At 70.0% G+C, this 25,533-nt stretch carries 19 protein-coding genes and 2 pseudogenes; 11 read left to right on the plus strand and 10 right to left on the minus strand.

Translation table 11 applies throughout. From position 1 onward, the window contains the following. Positions 1-47: 47 nt before the first annotated feature. The 3 genes from DXZ73_RS37830 to DXZ73_RS02290 all read right to left on the minus strand — a co-directional run bounded on the left by DXZ73_RS37830 (position 48) and on the right by DXZ73_RS02290 (position 2,166). Positions 48-191, minus strand: coding sequence for a hypothetical protein (locus tag DXZ73_RS37830; protein WP_162889974.1), 144 nt, complete (start codon positions 189-191; stop codon positions 48-50). Between the two features lie 180 nt (positions 192-371). Next, positions 372-1,175 (minus strand): LLM class F420-dependent oxidoreductase, encoded by an 804-nt coding sequence (locus tag DXZ73_RS02285; RefSeq protein ID WP_240351093.1) that lies wholly within the window; start codon positions 1,173-1,175, stop codon positions 372-374. Between the two features lie 13 nt (positions 1,176-1,188). Beyond that, entirely contained in the window at positions 1,189-2,166 is a 978-nt protein-coding gene (locus DXZ73_RS02290) for an NmrA/HSCARG family protein (RefSeq protein ID WP_116209369.1), read from the minus strand. A gap of 101 nt (positions 2,167-2,267) precedes the next feature. On the opposite strand from DXZ73_RS02290, the gene DXZ73_RS02295 reads away from it, so the two are divergent. After that, on the plus strand, positions 2,268-3,158 hold the full coding sequence (locus DXZ73_RS02295; RefSeq protein ID WP_116209370.1) for a helix-turn-helix transcriptional regulator: 891 nt from the start codon (positions 2,268-2,270) through the stop codon (positions 3,156-3,158). A gap of 5 nt (positions 3,159-3,163) precedes the next feature. On the opposite strand, the pseudogene DXZ73_RS39100 reads toward DXZ73_RS02295, so the two are convergent. Then, positions 3,164-3,508: pseudogene (locus DXZ73_RS39100) on the minus strand (IS5/IS1182 family transposase); the annotation flags it as partial. A gap of 380 nt (positions 3,509-3,888) precedes the next feature. On the opposite strand from DXZ73_RS39100, the gene DXZ73_RS37840 reads away from it, so the two are divergent. Beyond that, positions 3,889-4,509 (plus strand): hypothetical protein, encoded by a 621-nt coding sequence (locus DXZ73_RS37840; protein WP_162889976.1) that lies wholly within the window; start codon positions 3,889-3,891, stop codon positions 4,507-4,509. A 168-nt stretch (positions 4,510-4,677) separates the two neighbouring features. Here DXZ73_RS37840 and DXZ73_RS02310 read toward each other — a convergent pair. Next, positions 4,678-5,495, minus strand: a protein-coding gene (locus DXZ73_RS02310) for an IS5 family transposase (protein WP_116209373.1) whose coding sequence is annotated in 2 segments (ribosomal slippage) — positions 4,678-5,234 and positions 5,234-5,495 — 819 coding nt in all. Because the reading frame shifts where the segments join, the coding sequence is not laid out codon by codon here. Positions 5,496-5,593: 98 nt separating this feature from the next. Between DXZ73_RS02310 and DXZ73_RS02315 the strand changes: the two genes are divergently transcribed. The 6 genes from DXZ73_RS02315 (at position 5,594) to DXZ73_RS02340 (ending at position 17,682) form a co-directional block, all read left to right on the plus strand. Then, complete coding sequence (locus DXZ73_RS02315; protein ID WP_116209374.1) at positions 5,594-6,028, plus strand: DUF6228 family protein; 435 nt, start codon at positions 5,594-5,596, stop codon at positions 6,026-6,028. Positions 6,029-6,156: 128 nt separating this feature from the next. Next, positions 6,157-7,017, plus strand: coding sequence for an isocitrate lyase/PEP mutase family protein (locus DXZ73_RS02320; protein WP_116215367.1), 861 nt, complete (start codon positions 6,157-6,159; stop codon positions 7,015-7,017). A 177-nt stretch (positions 7,018-7,194) separates the two neighbouring features. Then, positions 7,195-7,473, plus strand: a complete 279-nt coding sequence (locus tag DXZ73_RS02325; RefSeq protein WP_240351094.1) for an arylsulfotransferase family protein — start codon at positions 7,195-7,197, stop codon at positions 7,471-7,473. Between the two features lie 162 nt (positions 7,474-7,635). After that, a complete protein-coding gene (locus tag DXZ73_RS02330) occupies positions 7,636-13,632 on the plus strand; it encodes a type I polyketide synthase (RefSeq protein WP_116209375.1) in 5,997 nt (1,998 codons plus the stop codon). A gap of 10 nt (positions 13,633-13,642) precedes the next feature. Continuing rightward, positions 13,643-16,126 carry a 3-hydroxyacyl-ACP dehydratase gene (locus tag DXZ73_RS02335; RefSeq protein WP_116209376.1) on the plus strand — a complete coding sequence of 828 codons (2,484 nt, stop codon included), beginning with the start codon at positions 13,643-13,645 and terminating at the stop codon, positions 16,124-16,126. Continuing rightward, complete coding sequence (locus DXZ73_RS02340) at positions 16,126-17,682, plus strand: PfaD family polyunsaturated fatty acid/polyketide biosynthesis protein (RefSeq protein ID WP_116209377.1); 1,557 nt, start codon at positions 16,126-16,128, stop codon at positions 17,680-17,682. Before DXZ73_RS02335 ends, DXZ73_RS02340 begins: the two co-directional genes overlap by 1 nt. Positions 17,683-17,984: 302 nt before the next feature. Here the strand turns inward: DXZ73_RS02340 and DXZ73_RS02345 are convergent, their stop codons facing one another. Continuing rightward, positions 17,985-18,461: a MarR family winged helix-turn-helix transcriptional regulator gene (locus DXZ73_RS02345; RefSeq protein WP_116209378.1), complete on the minus strand. Its 477-nt coding sequence runs from the start codon at positions 18,459-18,461 to the stop codon at positions 17,985-17,987. A gap of 68 nt (positions 18,462-18,529) precedes the next feature. Between DXZ73_RS02345 and DXZ73_RS02350 the strand changes: the two genes are divergently transcribed. After that, positions 18,530-19,450, plus strand: a complete 921-nt coding sequence (locus DXZ73_RS02350; protein WP_116209379.1) for an alpha/beta hydrolase — start codon at positions 18,530-18,532, stop codon at positions 19,448-19,450. 413 nt (positions 19,451-19,863) lie between these two features. Here the strand turns inward: DXZ73_RS02350 and DXZ73_RS02355 are convergent, their stop codons facing one another. Further along, positions 19,864-20,703 (minus strand): SDR family oxidoreductase, encoded by an 840-nt coding sequence (locus DXZ73_RS02355; RefSeq protein ID WP_116209380.1) that lies wholly within the window; start codon positions 20,701-20,703, stop codon positions 19,864-19,866. 91 nt (positions 20,704-20,794) lie between these two features. Here DXZ73_RS02355 and DXZ73_RS02360 point away from each other — a divergent pair, with 91 nt between their 5' ends. Next, complete coding sequence (locus DXZ73_RS02360; protein ID WP_116209381.1) at positions 20,795-21,166, plus strand: winged helix-turn-helix transcriptional regulator; 372 nt, start codon at positions 20,795-20,797, stop codon at positions 21,164-21,166. A 423-nt stretch (positions 21,167-21,589) separates the two neighbouring features. On the opposite strand, the gene DXZ73_RS02370 is transcribed toward DXZ73_RS02360, so the two are convergent. The 3 genes from DXZ73_RS02370 to DXZ73_RS02385 form a co-directional block, all read right to left on the minus strand. Further along, complete coding sequence (locus DXZ73_RS02370) at positions 21,590-22,351, minus strand: DJ-1/PfpI family protein (RefSeq protein WP_116209383.1); 762 nt, start codon at positions 22,349-22,351, stop codon at positions 21,590-21,592. 68 nt (positions 22,352-22,419) lie between these two features. Beyond that, positions 22,420-23,246, minus strand: a protein-coding gene (locus DXZ73_RS02375; protein WP_425315810.1) for an IS5 family transposase whose coding sequence is annotated in 2 segments (ribosomal slippage) — positions 22,420-22,914 and positions 22,917-23,246 — 825 coding nt in all. Because the reading frame shifts where the segments join, the coding sequence is not laid out codon by codon here. 1,291 nt (positions 23,247-24,537) lie between these two features. Continuing rightward, positions 24,538-25,173, minus strand: coding sequence for a hypothetical protein (locus DXZ73_RS02385; protein ID WP_116209384.1), 636 nt, complete (start codon positions 25,171-25,173; stop codon positions 24,538-24,540). A gap of 193 nt (positions 25,174-25,366) precedes the next feature. On the opposite strand from DXZ73_RS02385, the pseudogene DXZ73_RS02390 reads away from it, so the two are divergent. Beyond that, positions 25,367-25,522, plus strand: a pseudogene (locus tag DXZ73_RS02390) (IS5/IS1182 family transposase); the annotation flags it as partial. Positions 25,523-25,533 lie beyond the last annotated feature (11 nt).

Genomic DNA, 25,533 nt, shown 5'->3' on the forward strand with positions numbered 1-25,533 from the left:
AGCGGGGACCGGTGACCTTCCGTCGGCAGGCCTGGGCCACATGCCGGTCACGGGCCCAGGACAACCAGGGCGGCGACCAGGACGGCGACCAGGCCGAGAAAGCCGACTTCCTGCGGGCCAGGCGCCACCGGGAAGCCAGGTACAGCAGCTCGCCCGATCAGCCGGGCCGTCATCTTCGCGCATGGCTGCATCGGATGTATTTTCCTGGCCCCGGCGGCGCGCTGGTGGACCCCGGCAGACGGTGGAGTCGACATTGATCTCCCAGGTGGCACGGTGACGTGCCGGGTCCTGAAGCTCGCCGGACAGCTCTGCTATCGCTGGCCCGACAAGCTGGTGGCCGAAGCCGTGGTCGAGGAGGCGGGGCCTCACGGTCAGTCGGGGTAGCGCCCGATCAGCTTCGTCAGGTTGTCCAGTCTGGTGAGGATCCGGTCTTCGGGAAGTTCGTCGAGAAAGAGGGTCAGCCGTTCGACGCCGACTTCCACGTAGGCGTCGATGAGGCGCTCGTCGTCTCCCGGGACCTTGTAGACCGACACCGGTACGCCGTCGGCGGCGGCCAGTTGCGCCGGGACGTCGGCGGGGTCCGCGACGGCCGTGGGCATCCACACATCGCCGTACGTCCGTACCCTGGCCAGCACGCGGGGCCCCTCCCCGCCGTGGTAGATCGGGGGCGTACGCAGGGGCTTGGGCCAGGAGTAGACCGGGGCGAAGTCGATGTGTTCGCCGTGGAACTCGGCCTCGCCCTCGGTCCAGATCTCCTTGAGCGCGGCCAGCTGCTCGGTGAGACGGGCACCGCGTGTGCGGGGGTCGACGCCGTGGTCGCGCATCTCGTCGGTGTGCCAGCCCGCGCCGACGCCGAACAGGAACCGGCCGCCCGACAGCCGGTCGAGGCTGGCCGCCTCCTTCGCCGTCTGGAACACGTCCCGCTGCGGCAGGATGGCGATGCCGGTGCCCAGCAGCAGCTTCTCGGTGACCGCCGCGGCCATCGACAGCGCGACGAACGGGTCGTAGATCCGCAGGAGCGACCGGGGCGGCGGGCCGCCCTGCGGAAATTCGACCTCCGAGTGCACCGGGATATGTGTGTGCTCGGGGACGAACATCGCGTCGAATCCGCGTTCCTCCAACGCCTTGGCCAGCCGGTCCGGGCGAATGCCCTCGTCGGTCATCAAGCTGTGCACACCGAACTTCATCTCAGATCGCCTCCACGATCTCGGCACGGTGCCGCGCCAGCCAGCCGTCCAGCGGCTCCAGGCTCGGGTTGAGCCGGCGCACCAGGTCCAGGTCGCGCGCGCCGGTGAAGTAGGCGGACGCCTCGGAGTAGAACTCGAACATGTTCGCCACCTCCACCGCGCTCGGGTATCCGGCGGCGCGCGCCTGTGTATAGGTCTGCGGCCGGTAGGTCACCTGCTCGCCGAGGAGCTCAGTGAACTTGGCCGCCAGTTCATCGCCCGTGGCATGCTCACCGGCGATGCTGACGGTGCGGCCGACGAACTCCACGCCTCGTCGCAGGACGCCCAGTGCGGTGCGGCCGATGTCATCGGCGGCGATCATGGCCAGCGGGTTGGCCGCCATGGGAGTGGCCAGGACGAGTTTGCCGTCGGCGTCGCGGTGCGGGCCCTGCCCTTGGGTGAACGCCTCGTAGTAGAAGGTGGTCTGCAGGAAGGTCGTCGGCACGCCGAGCGTCGTGAAGGCGGCATTGGCCTCCGCTTTGGCGTCGAAGTGCGGCACCGCGTACGCGCCGAGCGGCGTCGGCACCGTACGGCCGAGGTGGGCGAAGTACGGCCGGGTGTCCTCCAGGGTGGACCACACCACGTGCCGCAGGCCGTTCGCCTTCGCGGCACGGGCGGCGACGTGGGCCTGGTCGATCTCCATCCGGGCACGGTCGCGGGCCGCTTCCTGCTCCGGTGTGAGCGGCGCCCAGAAGTTGGTGACCACGAACGCGCCGTAGGCGCCCGCGAAGGCCCGGTGCGCTGAGGCCTCGTCGTCGAGGTCGGCCCGGACCACCTCCGCACCGCGTTCGGCCAGCGCACGCGCCTTCGGAGAGTCGGCGTCCCGCGTGAGGGCCCGGACCGTGAAACCGCTGTCGGGGGCGTCGAGGATCGCGCGCACCAGGCCGCCGCCCTGCGCACCGGTCGCGCCCACCACTGCAATGGTCTTGTGTTCGCTCATTCCTCCACGCTGACACTTTTTCTCCCCTCGCGCGTGCCCCTGCGCCGGGTACCCATGGCAGGGGGTGGCAGCGCGTCGGCCCGCGGGGCGACAATGAGTACATGGCTGAGGAGTTGGGCGAGTTCCTACGGGCCCGCCGTGCCGCGCTGGCCCCCGAGGACAGTGGCGTGCCGACGTACGGGACGCCGCGCCGAGTGCCGGGGCTGCGCCGCGACGAGGTGGCCCGCCTGGCCGGCATCAGCGTGAACTACTACACGCGCCTGGAACAGGGCGAGAGCCACCAGGTGTCGGACTCCGTGCTCCAAGCGCTGGGCACCGCGCTTCAGCTGACTGTGGACGAGCGGGCCCACCTGCTCCGCCTCGCCCGCCCCGCCCAGGCCCGGCAGACACGCCACCCCTACGGCCCCGAACATCTGCGCCCGTCCGTGCTCGCGCTGGTGGAGAGCACCATCGACCAGGCGGCGATCGTCGTGGGCCGCTACTTCGACCTGCTCGGCGCCAACCGGCTCGGCTATGCGCTCTACGGCCTCACCCCCGGCCGGCCGACCAACCTGGCCAAGCTGATGTTCCTGGACCCGGCCATGGCCGACCTGATGCCGAACTGGCACACCGAGGCCGTCCACACCGCCGCCTACCTGCGCATGGCCACCGGCGACATGCCCGACGATCCCATGCTCGCCGACCTCGTCGGCGAACTCAGCATCAAAAGTCCCGAGTTCGCCCGCATATGGGCCACCCAGCCCGTCGCCGAATGTGGACACTCCACACGCCACTACCACCACCCCCTCGTCGGCCCCCTCGAATTGCACGAAGAAAGCCTGCGCGTGTCCGACGACCCGGGCCAGCGCATCATCTTCCAGGGCGCTGCTCCCGGAACCGACTCAGCGGATCGCCTCCGCATGCTCGACACGATCAGCTCGTCCTTCCCCTCGCAGCCGACAACGACGCCGACCGGTCACCGAGGGTCACCCCCACCGGTTGGGACTGACTGATCGCTTCAAAATGAGATTCGGACTCGTCTCAAGCAGATGGTGCTGCAAGCGAGTTGGAGCAGGACGAGGTGCAGGTCGGCGCGTATCCCGTAGCGGATGCGGAGTCGTTTGAACTGGTGGAGCCAGGCAAAGATGCGCCCGAGGACCCGGCGGGTCCTGCCCGCGCCGGAGACGTGCGGTTTGCCGCGGCGGGCGATCTTGGATGTGATCCCGCGGACCCGGATGAACAGCCGACACTTGTCGAAGCCGTAGCCGCAGCCGCGGTCGGCGAAGATCCGCCGAGGGCGGTGGCGGGGCCGGCCGTACAGAGCGCGGATGCGTGGTACAGCATCCGGCAGCGGCATGAGCTGGGGTGACTCAGCAATGCCGCGGTGGCAGCTTCGACGTCGCCCTGGTGCTCGGCGAGCGCGCCCTAGACGGACTCGCGGATCATGTCGACGGGCCCGGACGGCTCCTGGAACACCCGACGGGCGATGGCGTCCATCACGGTCGCGCCGGAGACGCAGCGACGGTGAGGTCATCAACGCCTGTCAGGACGGCTCCGGTCTCCGACCCCCTTGGTGTACGGTCCATGTCAGGCCGTTGCCGGTGAGACGTCGCCGGTCAGGCTGGTGCCCCCGTGGCAGCGGTCGTACCGAGCCGGGTCACCGTCCGCGTCGGACACATCGATGCACAGTTCGACAGCCCGGGCCGGCGGTGACCGGAGGCCCCTGGCAGGGACGCGCAGGAAATGTGGTCCCTGCTCACCCTCTACCAGACACTTCGGACCGTGATGGTGGAGGCCGCCGAGTCCCGGCCGGGCATCGACCCGGACCGCTGCGGCTTCACCATAGCCATCCAGACTGCCCGCGACCTCGTAAATCCAGGCCGCCGACGTCATCAAGCCCGGCGCCCCGGGCGTCGACACCACCGGCGTCATCGGCAACCGGATCCTGGCCGGGCTCCTCCCGCACCGGCGCCCCGCATCAGCACCCGAAAAGTCAGGTCATCGGTCTCCCGCTACACCGAACACCAGGACGACGGCCGCCCCGACATCAGCCGCCTGGTCACCGGCCTCGACGTCACCATCCTCGAACCCGATCCCGACCTGCCGACCGTCTCCTACGACGACTGGTACACACCGCCCGCCGACCGGCGTCGACAGCGCGTCCTGGACCTCCTCCACGCAGATCCCGACCGCCAGTGGCACACCCGCGACCTCGCCCGCCACCTCGGCGACATCACCCTCAGCACCATGTACCGCCAACTCGACAGGTGGGCCGCACACGGACTCATCACCAAGACCAGACCCGCCACATGCAGCAGCCCGAGAACCCCACCAACCCCCTTGCCGCCAGCGGAAATATGCTAACTACCCGGCCTTGGGGAGAGCCCCATCTCCCACGATCAGTACAACAACGATCACTCTACGCCGGTCACGAACTCCTGCCACATGACGGCCAATCAGCTCACCACACCCAGAAACAGGCTCCTGACCAGCAGGAATAGCGAACTACAACTGGAGTACTAAGAGACTGTCTCACGTGGTGAGTTTCGCGAGTTTCTTGTAGCAGACGAGAGCAGCGGCGAGGCCCAGGAAGGCGAGGAAGTGGCTGCCCTTGCGTTCATAGCGGACGGTGAGACGGCGGTAGCCGAACAGCCAGGCGATCGATCTTTCGATCTTCCAGCGGTGTCGGCCGAGCCGCTCGCCGGACTCGACACCCGGGCGCGCGATACGCGGGATGAGCCCTCGTGCGCGGAGCCAGGCGAGGTGTTCGGCGGAGAAGTACGCCTTGTCGGCGCGGACCTTGACCGGTCGCCGTCGTCGTGGCCCGCGCCGAGAGCGTATGGCGGGAAGGCCCAGGAGCAGCGGCTTGAACGCCTGGCTGTCGTGCACATTCGCGCCGGAGACCGCGACGGCAAGCGGGATGCCCTGGGCTTCGGACAGCACATGCAGTTTGCTGCCCTTCTTGCCGCGATCGACCGGGTTCGGTCCGGTCAGCGCGCCCCCCCTTTTCGCACGGACGGACGCGGCGTCGATGATCGCTGAGGTCCAGTCCAGCTCGCCCTTGGCACCGAGTTCGTCCAGGACGGCCCGTGTAGCCGGCGCCACAGTCCGGCCTTGGTCCACGTCGTGAACCGGCGGTGCGCAGTGGCAGGCGAGGTGCCGAACGTCGGCGGCAGGTAGCGCCAGGCGCAACCGCCGGTCAGCACGTACACCACCGCCGTGAACACCTTCCGGTCCGCCACCGGCGCCGTCCCGCCACCCTGCTGCCTGGGCCGGAACGGCGGTATCAGCGGCGCGGCTACCTTCCACAGCCCATCGGGTACCAGTTTCCGCGCAAGATCCACAGCCATAGTGGACGAACATGCTTCAAGCGGCGCCTGCGGCCCGTGCCCGGGCTCTGTGAGGATGGCAGTTGGTCATCGAGGCTCATGACTTCTAACCTGCTCAAATGATCGAAGATGATCCCGCGGTACGCGTGGGAGAGCCCGGACCACGACCGGTCCACCTGCTCTTCTCCAAGCCGGCAAGACCGTTCGGGGACGACCCCATGCTCGACTTCCTCGTGAAAGCTCGCGGGCAATGGGTGAACGTCGAGACCCTGGTGCGGACCTGGGACGGCGACGGCCTCGACACCTTCCTCGCCTCGCTGGCCGAGGACTTCCCCGGCTGGGAAGGAGCGCGCGCCTGGCGCTCCCTGGAACGCGACCTGACGATCTCAGCGGAACACCGCCCAGGCGGCTACGTCCACCTGACATGGGGCATCCACGACCGGCCTCTGTCCGAGGAGTGGCACTTCGAGACCACCACCGTGCACGCGGCTGGCGAGGAGATGCGAAACCTCGCCGCTGAGTTCCACACGTTTCTCACGAGCACGGTCGAGTAGCTGTAGCACCACGTGAGACAGCCTCTAAGGAAATTCAGCGTTACTTCCGAGCCTGTGGAGAGTAGATCTTTACAGGCTCGGTACCGTTGGCAGCGCTCACTCGTCATTTGTCATCGGAGGTTCCGTTGTTGGCCCACCGCGATTCCCTGAAGAGTCTTCTCGAGGCCCCGGAGATTGTCCTGGCGCCGGGCGCGGCCGATTCGGTCACTGCTCGCCTGGTCGAAGCGGCGGGCTTTCCCGCTGTCTATATGACGGGATTCGGTGCGACGGCCAGCCGGTTGGGCATGCCGGACATCGGTCTGCTCAGCCAGACGGAGATGACCGAGCATGCGCGGAATATGACGCGCGCGGTGTCGATCCCGGTGGTCGCGGATGCCGACACCGGATACGGGGGACCGAGCAACATCGACCGCACCGTCCGCGAGTACCTCCAGGCCGGTGTGGCAGCGATCCATCTCGAGGACCAGGTCGCGCCGAAGCGGTGCGGACAGATGAGTGGTGTGCGGCTGATGGACACGGACAGCAGCGTCAAGCGCCTGCGATGCGCCATCCGGGCACGTGGGTCCGCCGACCTGTTGGTCATCGGGCGCACGGATGCCCTGCCTGCGGAAGGTATTACGGAGGCGATCCGACGAGCCCGCCTCTACCAGGACGCCGGTGCCGACCTGGTCTTCGTCGACGGCATCAAAAGGATCGAGGAACTAGAGGCGGTCGCGGCGGGTGTCGAAGGCCTCAAAGCGGTATCCATTGTGGACGGGAACGAGACGACCGCGCTGACGGCTTCCGACCTCCAAGAGCTGGGATTCTCCCTTGCCTTCTACGCGGTGACGGCCCTTTTCACCGCGACCCGCGCCGTCGCCGACGCTTTCACGCATCTTCGGTCAGCCGGCACCCCCGCGGGCGGTCCGCCGCAGCACACCTACGACGAGTTCTCCCAACTCGTGGGATTCGACTTTCACAAGGAACTCGATGACCGGTTCGGCGGCTGATGACGCGGCGTCGTTGCCCAGGAAGGCGATCTTCAAGCAGTACGTCGCGTTCCTGGGCGGACGCGCGCCGGGCGATCAACAACGAATCCGTCTTCTCCACCCCCAATGTTCAACGGCGGAACGGGTCCGCCGCGCTGACGATGCGCGGGCCGGAGGGGCTCCCGCCTGCTGCGGGAGATGCCTGGCTCCCCCTGTGATGTCCTCCACGCCAACACCGTCGAACTTCTTAACGGCCACCCCCAGGGGCTCTGGAGGCAGGGCAACGTTCTTGTCTCCCTCCGCAGCCTCGACCTCATCGCCGTTCTCGACCTGCAAGGCCACGCGGTGCGCTGGTTCTGGGGCCCGGGGGGGGAACTGTCCGGACAGCACCAGCCCTCCGCGCGCCCAGGCAGAACAGTCCTCGTGTTCGACAACGGCCAGTCCGCCGGCCGCTCCCGCGTCCTGGAGATCGACTGAGACGAACGGTGCTTTCTGGCGCCCGTGTGAAGTCCGAGATGCTCGACAGTCCGAAGGAGGCCCGGGCCTTCACTCACAAGGGTGGGGATGGCTTCTTCGTGCTGACGGGCGGGCAGTCTTACGGCGGTAGTACGGGACTGTCGGGAGACAGGGGATCGCGTCATGTTGGAGGAACCCGACCGTCGCCTTTCCCGGGACCCCGTGGCAATCGTGGGCATGGCCGGGATGTTCCCCAAGGCCCCTGACCTCCGCGCGTTCTGGGGCAACATCGTGGCGGGCCGTGACTGCACCGAGGAGGTTCCCTCCGCCTGGTGGGAGCTGGAGGACCACTACGACCCCGACCCCTTCGCTCCCGACAGGACGTACGGTCGGCGCGGTGGCTTCCTCACCCCGGTGAGGTTCGACCCGATGGAGTTCGGCCTGCCGCCGAAGTCTCTCGACTCCACCGGGCTCGTGCAGTTGCTGAGTCTTGTGGTGGCGCGCGAGGTGCTGCGCGACGGTGCGCGAGGTCGCGACGGCTGGTACGACCCGCGCCGTACGGGCGTGGTGCTGGGCGTGTGCGGCACCAACACCACGCTCATGCCGCTCGCGGCCCGGCTGCTCGCGCCCCTTCTGGTCAAGGCGATGCGGGCCCGCGGCACCGCTGAGGAGGATGCGCGGCAGGCCGCGTGCGATTACGTGCGGGAGCTTCCGCCGTGGACGGAGGACTCGTTCCCCGGGATCCTGGGGAACGTCGTCTCCGGACGGGTCGCCAACCGCCTGGACCTGCGGGCGGCCAACCACACCGTCGACGCCGCCTGCGCCAGTTCGCTGGCTGCCGTCCGGGCCGCGGTCGACGAACTGGTCTGCCGCCGCGCCGACTTGATGATCACCGGCGGCTGTGATGCCGACAACTCCATCATCTCGTTCATGTGCTTCAGCAAGACACCGGCGTTGTCCTTCAGTGGCCGGGTGCGTCCCTTCGACGCCGAGGCCGACGGCACGCTGATCGGCGAGGGCATCGGGATGCTGGCGCTCAAGAGGCTGGCCGACGCCCGGCACGACGGGGATCGCGTCTACGCGGTGCTGCGCGGGCTCGGAAGTTCGAGTGACGGCGTGGCCAAGAGCATCTACGCGCCCAGCAAGGACGGCCAGTTGACGGCGCTCCGGCGTGCGTACGACGACGCCGGGTGCCCGCCGGACTCGGTGGAGCTGGTGGAGGCGCACGGCACGGGCACCCCCACCGGCGATGAGGTGGAGGTCACGGCGCTCAACGAGATCATGGGCGTGCCCGGGGACAGCCGGCACGTGGCCGTGGGCAGCATCAAGTCGCAGATGGGCCACGCTAAGGCAGCGGCGGGTGCGGCAGGACTGATCAAGGCGGCGCTGGCCCTGCACCACAAGGTGCTGCCGCCCACCATCAATGTGGCATCACCCGCGCCGGCCGTCACTCCGCACGGTGCCGTCTACGTCAACACCACTGCCCGGCCGTGGGTGCGCGACCCCGGCCGCTCGGTGCGGCGCGCGGGCGTGTCCGCCTTCGGGTTCGGCGGGGTGAACTACCACGCCGTGCTGGAGGAACACCACGCCGGCATACCGCAGGAGCGCGTGCTGCACCCCGTGCCGCGGGCCTGTCTGTGGCACGCCCCGGACCCCAGGGAGCTGCTGTCGCTCCTCGAAGCCGGCACGGAGCCCGCCGAGGGCAGCGGTGTACCCCCGGAGCACGCCCGGCTGGGATTCATCGCGGCGGACGAGGAGCACCGGGAGCGCCTACTGGCCACCGCGATCGAGCGGCTCCGCACGGGCGGCGCGCAGGAGGAGTCGTGGGAGCTCCCCGAAGACGTGCATTACCGCCGTACGGCGCTGCCGGCCGGTACCAAGGTGGCGGCGCTGTTCACAGGGCAGGGCAACCAGTACCCGGAGATGGGGCTGCGGGCGCTGCTGGCGGTACCGCCCCTGCGTGCGGCCTTCGACGAGGCCAACGCCCTGTCCCCGCCCGGGGATACGCTGGCCCGTACGGTGTTCCCGCCCCCGGGCGACAAGGACACCGCCCACGCGGCCCGCGAGCGGCTGAACCGTACCTCCTATGCCCAGCCGGCCATCGGGGCCCTGGCGGTCGGGCAGTACCGGTTCCTGCGGGAGCTGGGGTTCGCCCCGGACGGCGTCCTGGGGCACAGTTTCGGTGAGCTGACGGCGCTGTGGGCGGCCGGCGCGCTGGACGACGACGCGTTCCGGACCCTGGCACGGGCCCGGGGGCGGGCGATGGAGGAACGGCCGGAGGCGGGGTCGGACCCGGGGGCGATGGCCGTCGTCCGGGCTGCGGACGAAACGGTCGCCGGCATTCTGGCAGCCCACCCGGAGTTGTCGGTGTGTCATCGGAACGCCCCCGACGAGCAGGTCGTGGGCGGTCGCACCGATGCCGTCGAACGCTTCGTGACCCACTGCCTGCGGGAGGGCGTCCCGGCGAAGCGGCTGCCGGTGGCCGCCGCGTTCCACACGCCGCTCGTCGAGCACGCGACCCGCCCGTTCACCGACGCCTGTGCGCAGGTGGACTTCGCCGCACCCGAGGTGCCCGTGTTCGCCGGTGCGGCGGGTGCGCGCTACGGGCAGGGACCGGAGGCAGACCGGCTCACCCTGGTCGGACAGCTGCTGCGGCCGGTGGACTTCGCCGAGCGCTTGCGGCAGATGCGGGCCGACGGCTTCGGGGTCTTCGTCGAGTTCGGGCCCGGCAGCACGCTGACCCGCCTGGTGAAGCGCACGCTCGGCGCCGACGCGGTGGTGGCGGTCCCCTGCGACCGGGGCGAGAACGGCCCCGACAGCGCCGCCGTGCTCAAGGAGGCGGCCCTGCGCCTGGCCGTGCTGGGACTGCCGGTCGTCGGCATCAACCGGTACGACGCCCCGGCGCCTGAGGAATGCCCGGCCCCGTCGGCAGTAGCCAGGCTGCTGGAGGGGCCGAACTTCGCGCTCAAGGCCCGCCAGGAGCGGTTCCGGCAAGGGGAGAGCCGGGCCGGCGCGCCCGCCGCCGAGCTGCTCATATCCCCAGCCGACGGCGTGCCGGCCCCCGCGGGGAACGGCCCGGACCCGCTGGCCCGAGCCGCCGCCGACCACCTCGCCGCCCACGTCCGCTACCTCGACGGGCAGTTGGCGACCCAGCGGGAGCTGGTGGAGCTGCTGCGCTCCCGGACGAGCAACGGGCAGGGCCCCGACGCGGCCCTGGCCGCGGCGGTGGGCGCGATCACCGAGCACAGCCTGGCCGTGGGCGAGGCCCACACCCGGGCGGGCGAGGTGGTGGCCGAGCTGCTGGGCGGAACGGGCGCGGCAGCAGGGGCGCCACCCGTACGGCCGATGACGAACGGCCAGGCGGATGCCGCCCCCGCCCCCGGCGCGGTACCGGTCCCCGGCGCACCGCCCCTTGTCACGGATACCGTGGATGCGACGAATGCTGCGGAACGGGCGCCTGCCGTCGACGGCAGGCCCGGCACGGGCCCGGAGGAGAACGAGCGGTCGGCCCTGGCCGCGCTGATGGCCGACGACAGGATGCTCCACCGCCCCGTCCAGGATCTCTCGGACATCGACCCGATGGAAGTGGAGCAGGCCCTTCGCCAGATCGTCGCGGACAAGACCGGTTACGACGTCGGCATGCTGGAACCGGACATGTACATCCAGGAGGACCTGGGCATCGACTCCCTCAAACAGGTGGAGATCGGTGCCGAGGTATGGCGCCGGTACCCGGTGATCAAACGCGAGGAGCTCTTCCGCTTCAGCGAGGCCCGTACGGTCGGCGACCTCAGCACGATGCTCAAGGAGTTGTTCAGCTCCCCGCGGTCCGGCCTGCGGCACACCGGCGGAGTGCCGCTCGGCCGGGCGTACGTCTCGCTGCGGACCCTGCCGCCCGTGGACGTCCTCACCGGCGTCCACCACGAACAGCCGCGCGCCCTGATGCTCGACGACGGCGGCGAACTCTGCGCCGCCCTCGGGCAAGCCCTGACCGGCCGCGGCTGGAGCGTGCTGCGCCTGACCGTGCCCGGCGTGCCCGCCGGCGGCCCGGACACCCAGCCACTGGACAGCTGGTCGGACGGTGAGCTGCGCGACCGCGTCGCCGAGGCCCTCAGCAAGGCATCCCGCATCGACCTGTGCCTGCTGCCGCTGAGCCGCTCACGCATCACGAACACCGACGAGGCTGTCGGCCGACTGACCCACGGCCTCCTGTTCGCCAAGCGCGCCAGGGCGCTGCTGCTGGACACCGCACGGACGGGCCGCCGGGCGGCGTTCGTCACGGTGACGCAGCTCGACGGGTTCTCGGGGTACGCAGGCGCAGGCAGAGAGCCCGTGGCCGCACTCGCCGGAGGTCTCGCGGGCCTGATCAAGTCCTTCGCCCTGGAGGCGTCCCCGGTCTTCTGCCGTGCACTCGACCTCGCCCCGGACATGCCGCCGGACGCGGCAGGAGAGGCACTGCTGGAGGAGATCGCGGACGTGGCCACCGACGTACTGGAGGTGGGCCGGGACGGACAGCACCGGCGCACTCCGACCCTGTCGGACGCCCCGCAGCGGCTCCTGCCGCACGCCCCCGGCGGCCCGCCCCGTCTCACTGAGGACGACACGCTGCTGGTCACGGGCGGCGCGAACGGCATCACGGCGTGGTGCCTGGAGGCCCTGGCAGAGGACCACCGGTGCGGGTACGTGCTCATGGGCCGACGGCCCGGGGAGGACGACGGTGTCCGGTCGGCGCTGGAGGCGCTGCGCTCGCGCGGCGTCCAAGCCGACTACGTCAGCGCCGACGTGCGGGACGCCACCGCCGTACGGGCGGCACTGGCACCGCATGCGGACCGCATCACGGGCGTGCTGCACGCGGCCGGTGTGCTGGGTGACCGGCCACTGGCCGAGATGACGGCCGAGTCCGCGGCACCAGTGATCGCAACGAAGCTCTCCGGCCTGCAGCATGTGCTCGACGCCCTCGGCCCGGAGCGGCTGCGGCACCTGGTGGTGTTCGCCTCGGTGGCGGGCCTGTGGGGCAACGTACGGCAGGCCGACTACGCCCTCGCCAGCGAGGCCATGGTCCGCCACGTCTGCGCGACGCAGGCGGCGTACCCGGCTCTGCGGGTGACCCCCGTCGTCTGGGGGCCGTGGGAGGGCGGCATGGCCGAGGGCGTGCACCGGCTGTTCACCGAGGCCGGCGTGCCCGTGCTCTCCCGCGAGGCCGGGACGGCTTACTTCCGCGGCCTGATGGGACCGGAGCACCCGGCCGGCGAGGTGACCGTGGTGGGCCCCGTGGCTCCTTGGCTGCGCAGGACCGACAGCCTGCCCGCGAAGGGGCTGACCGCCGTGCGCTCGCTCACGGGCCTGGAGGACGAGCCGATGCTGCGCGACCACCGCGTGGCGGGCCATCCATTGATGCCGATGACCGGTCTGCTCGGAGCGGTCCTGCACACCGTGGAGCGTGCCCGGGGCAGCGGCCTGCCGGTCGTACGGTGCCAGAACCTCCGCATCGCTCGCGGCCTGTACTTGGACGGCCATCACCCGCGAGCCGTGGGCCTCCACCTGGTGCCGGACGAACAGGGCGACACCGTCCGGGTCCGGATGCATCACGCGGACGGGAACGAGGGCCAGACGCACTTCGAGGCCCTCATGGTGTGTGCCGAGGAGCCCGGGGAAGCACCGCGCCTCGACCTCCCCCGCTACGAGCCCACCGGCACACCCCACCCCTGCTACACGGAACGGACCATCTTCCATGGGCCGTCCCTGGCCGGGTTGCGGGACGTCCTCGACGAGGACGCGGAACGTCTCGTGCTGTCCGCGCGGCTGCGCGACCCGGCGTTCGCCTCCGGGGCGTATGCCGGACAGCTGTTCAGCCCCGCGCTCTCCGACCTCCTGCTGCAGGGAGCCGCGCTGGTCACCCACGGAATCAAGGGCTGCGGCGGAATCCCGGTGAGCGCCGAGCGCGTCGACCTGTACGCACCCCTGCCCGACGACGAGTCGTTCGTGGTCGTCGCCGAGGCCGGCAGGACGTCCGTGCTGGACACGTACTGCACCGTCACCGCGTGCGAACCCGGCGGCCGGGTCCTGCAGAAGTGGACCGGACTGCGGATGCTGGACGTGAACGAGGTCCAGGCGGTCCGCCTGCTCACCACCTACATCTCCACCTCCACTCCGGCGGCGCCCGGCCGTACGGGAACCGGGTGAGGCAGCCGTCATGGACGAACTCGGCTTCGAGGGCACGCCCGTGGGCCGCGTGCCCGAGCCCATCACCCCTGCCACGCCCGCGTACACCGGTACACCGGCACCCGAACCGGACGGGCGGGTCAGCGGCGACTTCGTGGCCCCGGACGCCCTCGCCGTACGCATGGCGCAGCAGGTGCAGCGGGCGCACGCGGCCGTCGTGGAAGCCCATCGGGCGATCAGCGCCTGGCAGGTGCGACGCGTGGCCTCTCCCGCGCCGTACACCGCGCCCCGGGAGCCGGCACCGGAGGAGGCACCGCCCCGGGCCGCTCTCCCGCCTGCGGTGCCCCGGCAGGCACCGAAGCACCCCGCGCCGCCGTCACAGGTCCGCGGCGGCCTGGATCTCGGCCGCGTCCTGAGCGACCTGAAGGCGGAGCGGACGGCCAACGCGAACAGCAGCGCACGGAGTTCGGAACCCGTGGCCCCTCCTCACGCCGCCCTCACCCCGTCCCCCTCCGACTGGTCCCGCCTCGGCGGACCGGCCGTCGTCATGCGGGCGGCGGCGGCGCGGCTGCGCGAGGCCGGGCCCCTGACGTCCGGGCACGTGGAGGTCACCTGGCACAGGCTGCCGCCCTCCGGTCCGATGCCCCTGCGCGCGTTGTGCCGCCCCGGCTGGAACGGCAGCCCGGCACATTGCGACGTACGTGACGGGGACAACCGCACGCTCCTGACCGTGTCCGCCGGCGCGGTGAGCGGCGGCCCGGTGGACCAGACCGACGTCCCCTGCCACCCACGGGAGTTCAAGCCACCGGCCCATACGCCCGTAAGCCGGCTGTCGGCCGGTGACCTCGACGCGCTGGCACGCGGTGAGGTGGCGGCGGTCCTCGGCAGTTCCTTCGGCCAGCAGCACGTGGCGCCGGAGCTCCGGCCCGCACCGTGGCCCGAACGGCTGCTGGAGGAGGTGGGCGGGATCGCGCCGAGCGGCGGACGCTGGGGGCAAGGACTAATGACCGCCACCACCCTGCCGACCGGTGACTGGGACACCTGGCCCTTCCTGCTGGAGGCCGTCACCGAGACGCTGCGGGTGTATCTCTTCCACCGGGGCGTCCATCTGTGCCTGCCGGGAGCACACGCGGTCCCCCTGCCGGGCGGCACGGCCCACGTGGAGCTGCTCGGCCCGTTCGGCGGACCGCTGGGACTGCGAGCGGAGGTCACCCGCGCGGGCTGGATCCCGCGCCCCTTCGTGACCGCCGACGCGGAAGTCACGTCCGCGGACGGAGAGGTGGTGGCCCGGCTGCGGGACGTGGGCGTGGCGCTGTACGGCAGGCCCGAGCTCGACCCCCGGCTCCACATCGACGACGCGGACATCCGGCTGACCTCCGGCGGCAGCCCGGCGTACTTCACCGAACTGCACATGGCACACGCGTCCGAGGGGGACATGGCGCTGCTGGCCGCCGCGAGTGGGAAGTACGACGCCTCACTGTGCCCGGTACGCCCTCGCCTGCCCAGGGGCGACTTCCTGATGATCGACCGTGCTGTGGAGGTGGCGGAGGGAACGGCGTCGGACCGGACCGGTGCGTGCGGGGTCACCGAGTACGACATGCCGCACGCCCCGTGGTACTGCCGGGAGAACGGAACGCGGTCGGTACCGGCGCTGGCGCTGATGGAGATCTCGCTGCAACCGGCGGGCCTGCTGAGCGCCATTGCCCTGGGAGTGGCGCTCCAGCATCCCGACGAGCCCTACGTGTGCCGCAACCTCAACGGCAAGGCGACGCTACTGCGCGACGCCGACCCCCGCGGCACGACCGTCACCCAACGCATCACCGTCCTGTCGGTCACCGACCTGCCCGGTGCGACGCTGCACCGCTACCGCTTTGAACTGAGCACCGGCGGCGAGGTGTTCTACGCGGGCGAGGCGCTGCACGGCTACCTCACCCAAGGGGTGCTGGATCTCCAGCAAGGCATGGACAAAGGCCGTTGCGTCCCGCCGTGGCTGGACCGGCAGGAGGCGACGCCGGCCGGGCTGCGCCGACTGGACGCGCGGGGCGACGCACGGCTGGGCACCGGACGGCTGGCGCTGCTGGAGGACCTGGTCCTGGTGCCCGGCGGTGGTGAACACGGGGCGGGGTACGCGCTGTGCACCAAACCGGTGCGCCCGGACGACTGGTACTTCGACCACCACTTCTTCCGCGACCCGGTGATGCCGGGCTCGGCCGGCGTGCAGATGCTGTTCCAGGCGGTGCACGCGTTCGCGCTGCACACCGGGCTCATCGACGACCTGCCGGACCCGGAGCTCGGGCTGGTCGCCGGGGAGCGGCTGAGCTGGAACTACGGCGCGCAGATCCTGCGTGAGCACCAACAGGTCCGCGGTGAGGTGCACATCCGCAAGGTGACCCGGAAGCGGGACCGGCTGCTGATCCGCGCGGACGGCAGCGTGTGGCGCGACGACCTGCGGATCTACCAGGTGCGGAACATCGTCCTCGGAAACCGGTCGACGGACCGCAAGGGCGGTGCCTGATGGACCGCACGACTGACGTGCACAGCGACCCGGAGGGCGTGTACCGGGTGCTGTCGTCGCTGGAGGTGCCCTGCCACCTGGTGCGCAGCGGGGGCAGGTTGGGCATGTGCCATGTGCCGCCGCGGGGAGCGGAGGTGCTGGCCACCGCGGGAGCGATGCCGCCCGAGCGGCTCGGCTCCCCCGGCTTCCTGCGCCGGCACGGCGTGCGCCTGCCGTACATGGCGGGGGCCATGGCCGGGGGTATCGCCGGTACTCGTCTGGTGGCCGCCCTGTCCCGGGCCGGCGCTCTCGCGGCGTTCGGCGCGGCGGGACTGCCGGAGGCGCGGATCGACGCGGCGCTGGGCGAGCTGGCGCGGGAGCTGGGCGACGGGCCGTACGCGTGCAACCTCATCCACAGCCCGGCGGTACCGCACCTGGAACGGATCGTGGTGGACCTGTGCCTGCGACACCGGGTGCGGTGCGTGGAGGCGTCGGCGTTCATCCAGCTCACGCCGGAGCTGGTGCGCTACCGCCTCACCGGGCTGCGGCGCGACCGGATGGGCGGGGTGTGCGCGGAGCACCGCGTCATCGGCAAGGTGTCCCGGGAGGAGACGGCGGAGATGTTCCTGCGGCCGGCGCCGCAGACGCTGGTCCGCGCGCTCCGGGAGCAGGGGCGGGTGACCGCCGAGCAGGCAGAGCTGGCCCGTGCGGTGCCGATGGCCGACGCTGTCACGGTCGAGTCCGACTCGGGAGGCCACACGGACCGCAGGCCGCTGGCCGTGCTGTTGCCCGCGCTGGCAAGGGTGCGTACGCGGGTCGCGCGAGAGTACGGTGACGAGGTGCCGCCGGTGCACCTGGGGGCGGCCGGCGGTATCGGCTCGCCGCACGCGGTGGCGGGGGCCTTCGCCCTCGGCGCCGACTACGTGGTCACCGGCTCCGTGAACCAGGCCGCGGTGGAGGCGGACACGGCGGCGGCGGTCAAGCGGCTGCTGGCAGAAGCGGGGATCGCCGACTGCGTCATGGCCCCTGCCGCCGACATGTTCGAACAGGGCATCCAGGTGCAGGTGTTGGGGCGCGGCACAATGTTTCCCGCCCGGGCCGGCCTTCTGTATCGCCTCTACCACGAGCACGGCGGCCTCGACGAGTTGCCGGACGCCGAGCGGCGGCGCCTGGAGGAGCGTGTGCTGCGCCGATCGCTGGACCGGACGTGGGAGGAGACGGCCGCCTACCTGAGGGAGCACCATCCGGACTGGCTGGCCCGGGCCGAGCACGATCCGAAGCACCGTATGGCCCTGGTGTTCCGCTGGTACCTCGGCATGACCTCCCGGTGGGCCGCCACCGGTGCACCGGACCGCGCAGGGGACTGGCAGGTCTGGTGCGGCCCGGCAATGGGAGCGTTCAACGCCTGGACCACCGGCACGGCCCTGGCGGCGCCCGCCTGCCGCGAGGTCGCGGTGGTGATGGGGCACCTGATGCGCGGAGCCGCCTACCAGACGCGGACCGGCCACCTGCGGGCCACCGGCGTCCGCATTCCGGCGGCCGTTACCGAGTACCGACTGCCCGCGGCACCCGCCTGAGCGCGAACAGTTCGCACGAAGAGCGGTCCGAGCTCCCGATTGTCCAGAACCGCAGCCGGAACTGTTCGGGTCGGTACAGACAGCGGACGGCAGGGACCGCTGCGGGGCCCAGCCTGCGTCTGCGCTTCATTTCGCCGCCAGAGACCGGGACTTGCGCGTTCTCAAGCGCCAAGTCCGAGCACCTCATATGCGCTGGCTGAGCAGCCAGGTGTATTGAGTCGTGATCCAGTCTGCGGGATTCACCCTCGCAACAAAGGCTGGTCACACGGTCAACGGTCAGTCGCGATGGATGCGCATGCCGGTCAGCCTGTGGGCAGGCCGATCCGGTCGCGTTCGAGCACGGAGCGCAGTGCGGAAAGGGCCTGTACGGCGGCGAGCCCTGAGGGGCCGTCGAGGGTGCCCGCGGTCAGCTCGGTCAGCGTTTCGGTGAAGGTCGCCTCCGCCGCCCCGACGAGTCGCAGGCCGTCATCGGTCAGGTCGAGCAGTGATGAGCGGCGATCCGACGGGTTGGTTCGCCGTATGACCCATGCCTGCTTCTCCAGGCGGTCGATGCCCTTGCTGGTTGCGCCGATCCCGACGGCGAACTCGGCGGCGAGGTCCGCCACCCGGGACCCGGGGTGGTCGCGCAGGAAGCACAGGAACTCGAACTGTGAGGTGACGATCCCGTGCCGTTCGCGAAGACGGTCGTTCAGTGCGTTGTAGAGGCGCGTCTCGCAGCGGACGAGATCGGCGAAGAAGCCCGGGAGATGTGCCCGGCCACCGCTTGACTTGGATGCCATGGCATCTATCCTAATATACATGCCTGAGCATATAGTTCCTTGACATGCACTTTCGATGGAGGAAACACATGAGCAGGCAACAGCGCACGGAAATCGACGCGATGATCCGGCGGCCCCGGCCCGAGGGTCCTCGGTCAGTGGAGGAGCTCCGCGCCGGGTTCAGGGCAATGATGGCCAAAATGATCGTTCCGGCCGGGATCCGCACCCGGGCTACGACGCTCGGTGGCCGGCCCGCGGTACTGGTCGAGACAGCCGGCACTCCGAAGGCCGGGACGGTCCTCTACTTTCACGGCGGCTCCTACGTGGTCGGCTCACCGGAGACGGCGATGTCGCTGACGGGGAATCTGGTGACCAGAACCGGGTTCAGGGCGTTCTCGCTGGACTACCGGCTCGCCCCTGAGCACCCGTTCCCGGCCGCGATCGAGGACAGTCTGAGCGCCTACCGCGCACTCCTCGACAGCGGTGAAGCCCCTTCGGCGATCGCGTTCGCCGGGGACTCCGCCGGCGGCGGACTCGCTGTCACCGCCTGCCTCGCCGCCCGCGACGCGGGCCTGCCCATGCCCGCCGCGATCGTGGCGTTCTCCCCCGGACTCGACATGACCCGGACAGGCGAGAGCATGGACACCAAGGCGGCCACCGACCCGTTCTTCACGCGCGAGGGCCTGGAACACACCGGGGCCATGTACCTCGCGGGACAGGACCCGCACCAGCCCATGCTCAGCCCCGCCACCCTCGCCGATCTGACCGGCTTCCCCCCGATGCTCCTGCAGGCGGGCACCAACGAGATGCTCCTTGACGACTCCACACGCATGGCCACCCGCGCGAGGGAAGCCGGAGTGGACGTCATCCTCGACATCACCGCTGACGTTCCACATGTCTTCCAGGCATTCGCCGACACCCTGGACGAGGCCGACGAGGCACTGGATCGCGCCGCTCTCTTCCTCAGCCAGCGCATCCGAAGGGGCGCGGCACACGCTGCAGAAGGCTGAAGCCCGCAGACGGTCTCATGCAGACCGCGGTCCGCACTCCGGGCCCCGGCTCGCCGCTCCTCTCCTTGGCGGCCGGGGCCTTACCCGCTCCGAGAGCTATTCAAGACCCGGGGCATTCGCCGTGGGGAGATCTCACGCGAGGATGCCGGACCTTCTTGCGTGACGCGAGTTCAACTGAGAGACAACGAATGGGAGTTCGTCGGGCCGTACCTGCCGATCAGCAGGTACGGCCCGTACCCCGAGCCGCTCCGGCAGCAGTTCGAGGGTGCGTGATCCGGCAGTTCAAGGCAGGCGGGCAGCGGCGGGCGAGGCCGAAGGAGTCCGGACCGTCCACAACCGCTTCCGGCAGTGGCGGGACACCGGTGTCTTCGAGGCCCTGCCGGGGGTCTGATCGCCGAGGCGGCGGAGCGGTTTCAGCGGAACGCGGCGATATTGCGGGCGGCCCAGTCGGCGAACGGGCGCGGGGCGCGGCCGAGGACCTGCCGGACATCCGGGCTGACGCGCAGTTCGGCCGGGTTCGGGGAACCGAGGATGGTCAGGGTGTCCTCGGCGAGCTCCGCCGGCATACTCCGGGCCATGGCGGCCTTGGCCTCGTCGCGGGTGAGGTCGTGGAACCGCACTGGCGAGCCCAACGCGGCGGCGATGGCCTCCGCTTGCCGGCGCGGCGTGATCACCTCCGGGCCGGTCAGCTCGTACACGCCGCCGGTGTGCCGGTCGTCCAGCAGGCAGGCCGCCGCGACCTCTGCGATGTCCGCCGGGTCGATGACCGGCACCCCGACGTCGCCGAAGGGAGCGGCGACGACCCGCTGCGCGCGGACGGACTCGGCCCACCACAGGGCGTTGGAGGCGAAGCCGCCCGGCCGCAGGATGGCCCACTCCAGGCCGGACTCCCGCAGCACATCCTCCAGCGCGCGCATCGCGATCCGCGTTGCGCCGAAGGGCCTGGTCGCCACGCCCTGCGTGGAGAGCAGGACGACCCGGCGGACCCCGCCGGCCTTGGCTGCGCCGATGATGTCGGCCGGGCCGGCTCCGGCGGCGTGCAAGTCGCCGGACAGCAGCAGGAACAGAGCTTTCGCCCCGGTCAGCGCAGGCTCAAGGCCTGTCGGCTCAGTCAGGTCGACCGCCAGGTGGCGGACGCCGTCCGGCACCGCCGCCGCGTGCCGTGACACCGCCGTCACCTGCTGACCCGCCTCGGCCAACGCCCGCGTCAACGGCCGGCCCACATTCCCGGTAGCCCCGGTCACCACAATCATGTTCAGCTCCTTGTCGTATGTCTTCTGTGGCCTTCACGCTAGGAGCCGGGCTAACTCTTGATAAGGACATACCTTTAGGTAAGCTCATCACGTGACGGGAAGCGTGCAGCACATACGGGCCGAGGCGGGAGAGCCGTATGAGGTGTTTCACACCGACTGCCCCGCGCGCGATGTGGTCGACCACGTGACCAGCAGGTGGGGCATCTGGGTGTTGATCTCCTTGCGGAGCAACGACCTCCGGTTCTACGAGCTGCGCGAGAGCATCCAGGGCGTCAGCGAGAAGATGCTCGCCCAGACCCTGCGCGCGCTGGTCCAGGACGGCTTGGTCTGGCGGGAGGTCGAACCGACGACACCGCCCCAGGTCACCTACGGGCTGACCGAGTTCGGTCGGGACGTCGGCGAGCCGCTGACGGAGCTGTTCGACCGGATTACACGGCGGCTTTCGCCGCGCAACGCGGGATAGCGTGGTAGCAGCCGAACAGCGCATCCGGCGTGACCGAGCACCCCACAACCCGAGAACCTGTTCCGACTGGTCCGCCAGGAGGAGGGCTTGAGCCACGCTCAACTCGCGCCGAGGCAGCCGGTGCTGTGCACCGACGGGCCGGTGGCGTCCGGGCTGAGCGACCGGCAGCTGTGCGACAAGGCGACCAGCTGGTCCCGGCGCACCACGCACTCGCCGTTTGGCACGCCGGCTCATGGGATGTCTGTCCAGCTGGCCCCCTTTCCTGCTTGGGTGTAGCTCCTCTGGAGGGAAGGGCCAGCCTGCACTGACCTGTGGTTGAGCGCAGTGGCGAGAGATCGTTTTCAGCTTCTGGAGGTCAAGGCGCGCAACTGGGAGCCACGTCAGGCAGTCTGGTTCTCGCACCGGACATCCACACTCGCCTGCTCAGACCGCCGCGTCGGCGACGAGCTCGAGGGCCAGTCGTTTGGTGGCCTCGTCCGCCTTTCCTGGGCTACCCGTGTCATACGGCGGCTTGGGGTCGTATTCGATGGCCAGTTGCATGGCCTGGCCGACCTTGTCGTCAGAGAGGCGAGCGGCCAGGTGCAGGCCCATGTCGATGCCGGCGGATACGCCTGCCGCCGTGATGATTTTGCCCGACTCGACGAAGCGGCCCGGCGTGATGACCGCGCCGAACTTCTCCGCGAGGTAGGGCCGCGAGGCCCAGTACGTGGTGGCCGGGACGCCGCGCAGGAGGCCGGCGGAGCCGAGGACGAGGGCGCCGGTGCAGACGGACGTGGTCCACGCCGAGTGCTGGTGGATGCGGCGCACCCAGGCCAGTACGGACGAGTCGTTCATCGTCGCGATCGTGCCGCGGTTGCCGCCGCCGGGTATCAGGAGGACGTCCGCGTGCGGCACATCCGCCATGGCCCGCTCGGCGGTGAGTGCCAGCTGCCCGGTGTCCGTGCGTACGGGACCGGCCTTGCGGCCGACCATGACCACGCGCACGCCCGGGACCCGGCACAGTGCCTCGTACGGGCCGACGGCATCCAGTGCGGTGAAGCCGTCGTAGAGCAGAATGACCACGCGGACCCGCTCGCGCTGCCCAGCCGAAGCAGCGGTTGGGACACTGGCCAGCCCAACGCCGAGGGCACCTGCCGCTGCCGTGCCGAGCACCTTGCGACGGGTGGGGCCTGAGCTCGAAGTCATCGTCGAAACAACTCCCTTGGCAGAGGATCACCTAGGCCGTTTCCTTTGGATCACCTCGCTGACCAGATCTAGATGGCGGCGAGGTGGAGTCCGGCGAGGTAGATGGTGGCGGACTTGTCGTAGCGGGTGGCGAGGCCGCGCCACTGCTTGAGCTTGTTTATGCAGCGCTCGACGGTGTGCCGTTGTTTGTATACGTCGCGGTCGAAGGCCGGTGGCCTGCCGCCACGGTTGCCGAGACGTTTGCGGTGGGCAGCCTGGTCGGAGGGCTGTGGGATCACCGCCCGGATCCCGCGTCGGCGTAGCTGCGAGCGGATCGCGCGGGACGAACAGGCCTTGTCGGCCAGGACCACGTCCGGTGTCACTCTCGGCCCGCCGACCGGTCGCGGAACCCGTAAGCGGGCCATGACCTGGTGGAACGCGGGTGCGTCACCAGCCTGTCCAGGTGTGATCACGAAGGCCAGGGGCCGGCAGCGACTGTCGGCGGCGAGGTGGATCTTTGTGGTCAGTCCGCCACGGGAGCGCCCGAGGGCATGATCGTGCGGCTCGCCGGCCGGGGCCCTTTTTGACGGGCCCCGGCGGCGTGCTGGTGGGCCCTGACGACGGTGGAATCGACCGCGACGACCCATTCAAGGTCGCCTTCGGCGTCGGCCTGAGCGAGCAGAGCGGTGAAGACCTTTTCCCAGGTCCCGTCGGCAGCCCACTTCCGCAGCCGATTGTGGGCGCCCTTCCAGGACCCGAGCCGCTCGGGCAGGTCCATCCACGGCGTGCCCGTCCGGTACTTGAACGCGATCGCGTCGATCACCTGCCGGTGATCACGCCACCGACCACCCCGCTTCGGCGTCCGCTCCGGCAGTAACGGCTCGATGCGCGCCCACTGCGCGTCAGTCAACGACACACCCGACCAACGATCAGATGATCCGAAGGGTACTGCTCAACGGCCTTGGCGCTGCTGACGCTCTCGAAGCCGCTGCACATGCCTGGCGTACTGCCCGGCCCGCGACCTCTGAGCTCGATCGATCAAAAGCACTTGGGGATCTGCCGCGCGCTCGTACAACTCGACTTCGAAAGGGTCTGCGTCCACCTCGACAAGCTGTGCCAACGCGTCCCGATCCTGCTCAGCCGTCGGACGCACGCGAACCTCGTCCCTCCACACCTGACCGCTCGCTTCGACTTCGTCCACCTCGCCAATATATGTGCGGGCAGGCCGCATGCGGACTCCTCCGAACAAAGATCCGGAAGAGACGGCCTAGCTAGGCAGTCGGAGCGGCAGCTGGGCCAGTTCCCGGAGGGTCTTCCTCCGTTTGTCGTGCCATGGATTACGCGGCATCCGCTTCGAAGGTGACCGCCGCTCCCGGCCGGTGCGAGGTGAACATCGACCGCGACATTGAGCGCAGCTGCCAGCCGGAGCAGCAGGTCGGACGTCACCGGGAGAGCTCCGCCGGTCGGAGGGAGACCCCCGAGACCACGTGCGTCCCTGACGCGGGTAAGCGGCCCACACACACCGCGTACACGGGCATGGCACCGCGCCAGGGACGACCCCAAGGACACGCCACTTGGTCGTCAAGCAGAGGAGCTTGCTGTCATGGACCCGCTCCGACCACCGGGAAGGTCCTTCTCCCCCAGCCTTGAAGATGTCGCGCGGAAGACGGCTGGCACGCCAGTGCCGGCTGCGCACTGAGACGACTGGTACGGCGAGGGCACCGGAAGTTGCACACCGACGGCTATACCGTGACCGGCACCGACCTCTCAGCGGTAGCACTGCGCATCGCCAGGTGCAGGCACAGAGTCACGCTTCCGGCATTCTGTCGCCTGCTCCGCGAGGCGCACACCCCCTGTCGGGAAGCATGCCGGTCGCCCACAGCACCGAAGGCTTGAGCTCGTAGGAGGTGACGGCCGCCCGTCACCCGGTGCCTGGCTTCGGCCGGCGGGCTGCGATCCGTCAACAAACCTGGCCGCCCTCGCTGTTCACACCGAGGGCGGGCCGACCGTTGCTCCGGAGTCCTGTTCCCGGGGTGCCGTCCCGGGGTGAGGCCGGTCACCGAAGGGACATCGGCAGAATGCCGCACGTCATCGTCAGCGCGCCAGCGGCCCCGACGACTCCTGGCTTGGACTGGCCAGTCGGCAGTTCTCGCAGGGGCAGGCGGAACCGCTCCGGCGGCCGCGGGTGGGCCGGGGGCGAGCGTCGTCTACTTCTTAGCGGCCTTGGCCGCTTCTTCACCGGCCGTGGCCGTGGCGCGCTTGCCGTCCTGGACCTGCTGCAAGCGCTTGACGATTGCGGCGAGTGTGTCCTCGACGCCGGTCGTGTCCCCCTTGGACTCCTCGACCTTGACCTCGATATTGACGGTGCCGGAGCGGCTGTAAGCGTAGGCGGAAGGCTCGCGGAGGACCACAGTGGACTCCTCGCCCACCTTGGCCTTGGTGGCCTGTTCCTTCTGGTCGTCGCCGCCCTTGCCTCGCTTCCACGACGCGTAGGCGTTCTTCGCGTGCTCAGGGCTGTCGAACTGGCAGATTTCAACGAACATCATGTTGTCCGTCGACCCGTTGAACTCGTACATGGTGGAGCCGCCCCGCGTCCAGCCCTCGGGAGACTTATCGCTTTCTCCTCCAGCGCAGTACTCACCCGACTTGGACACGCCCTTGTCGTGGCGCAGGTTCCAGCCGTTGGGCATCTCGTTGTTGCCCGGCAGGGCCTGGGTGAGGTCCCCCTGCTCGAGTTGTTTCGTGATCGGCTTGCCCGCTTCATCGGAGTCGCCGGAGGAACAGGCGGTCAGAGCGGTGGCGCCGAGAACAACGGCGAGGACGGTGGTGCGAGTGCGTGACATGCACACAGCCTATGCAGCTCACACCTGCCCGTCCGACCAGGTGCGTCACGGACCGTCTCACGGGACCGGCCTCGGCGAACACGATGCACGGAGGTACTCGTGCAGCCCCTGGACCGTCGGCCCTGAACGGTATCGGCGGCAGCTGATGACAGTGCCTCAGCTGGTCACGGCTGGATCGGTGCCCCTCTTGTTTTTTGACCGCGCCGCGCACAAACGCCGGAATGAAGTTGAACGCACCATAAATAAGCTCAAGGGCTTCCGTGCCGTGACTACGGGATGCGACGAGCGTGCCTATGTGTTCCACAGCACCGTCACCGTCGCAGCCACCCGGCTCTGGTTCCGAGCATGACCGCCCGACAA

This window comes from Streptoverticillium olivoreticuli subsp. olivoreticuli, from assembly GCF_003391135.1.
GTDB classification, from domain to species: domain Bacteria; phylum Actinomycetota; class Actinomycetes; order Streptomycetales; family Streptomycetaceae; genus Streptomyces; species Streptomyces blastmyceticus.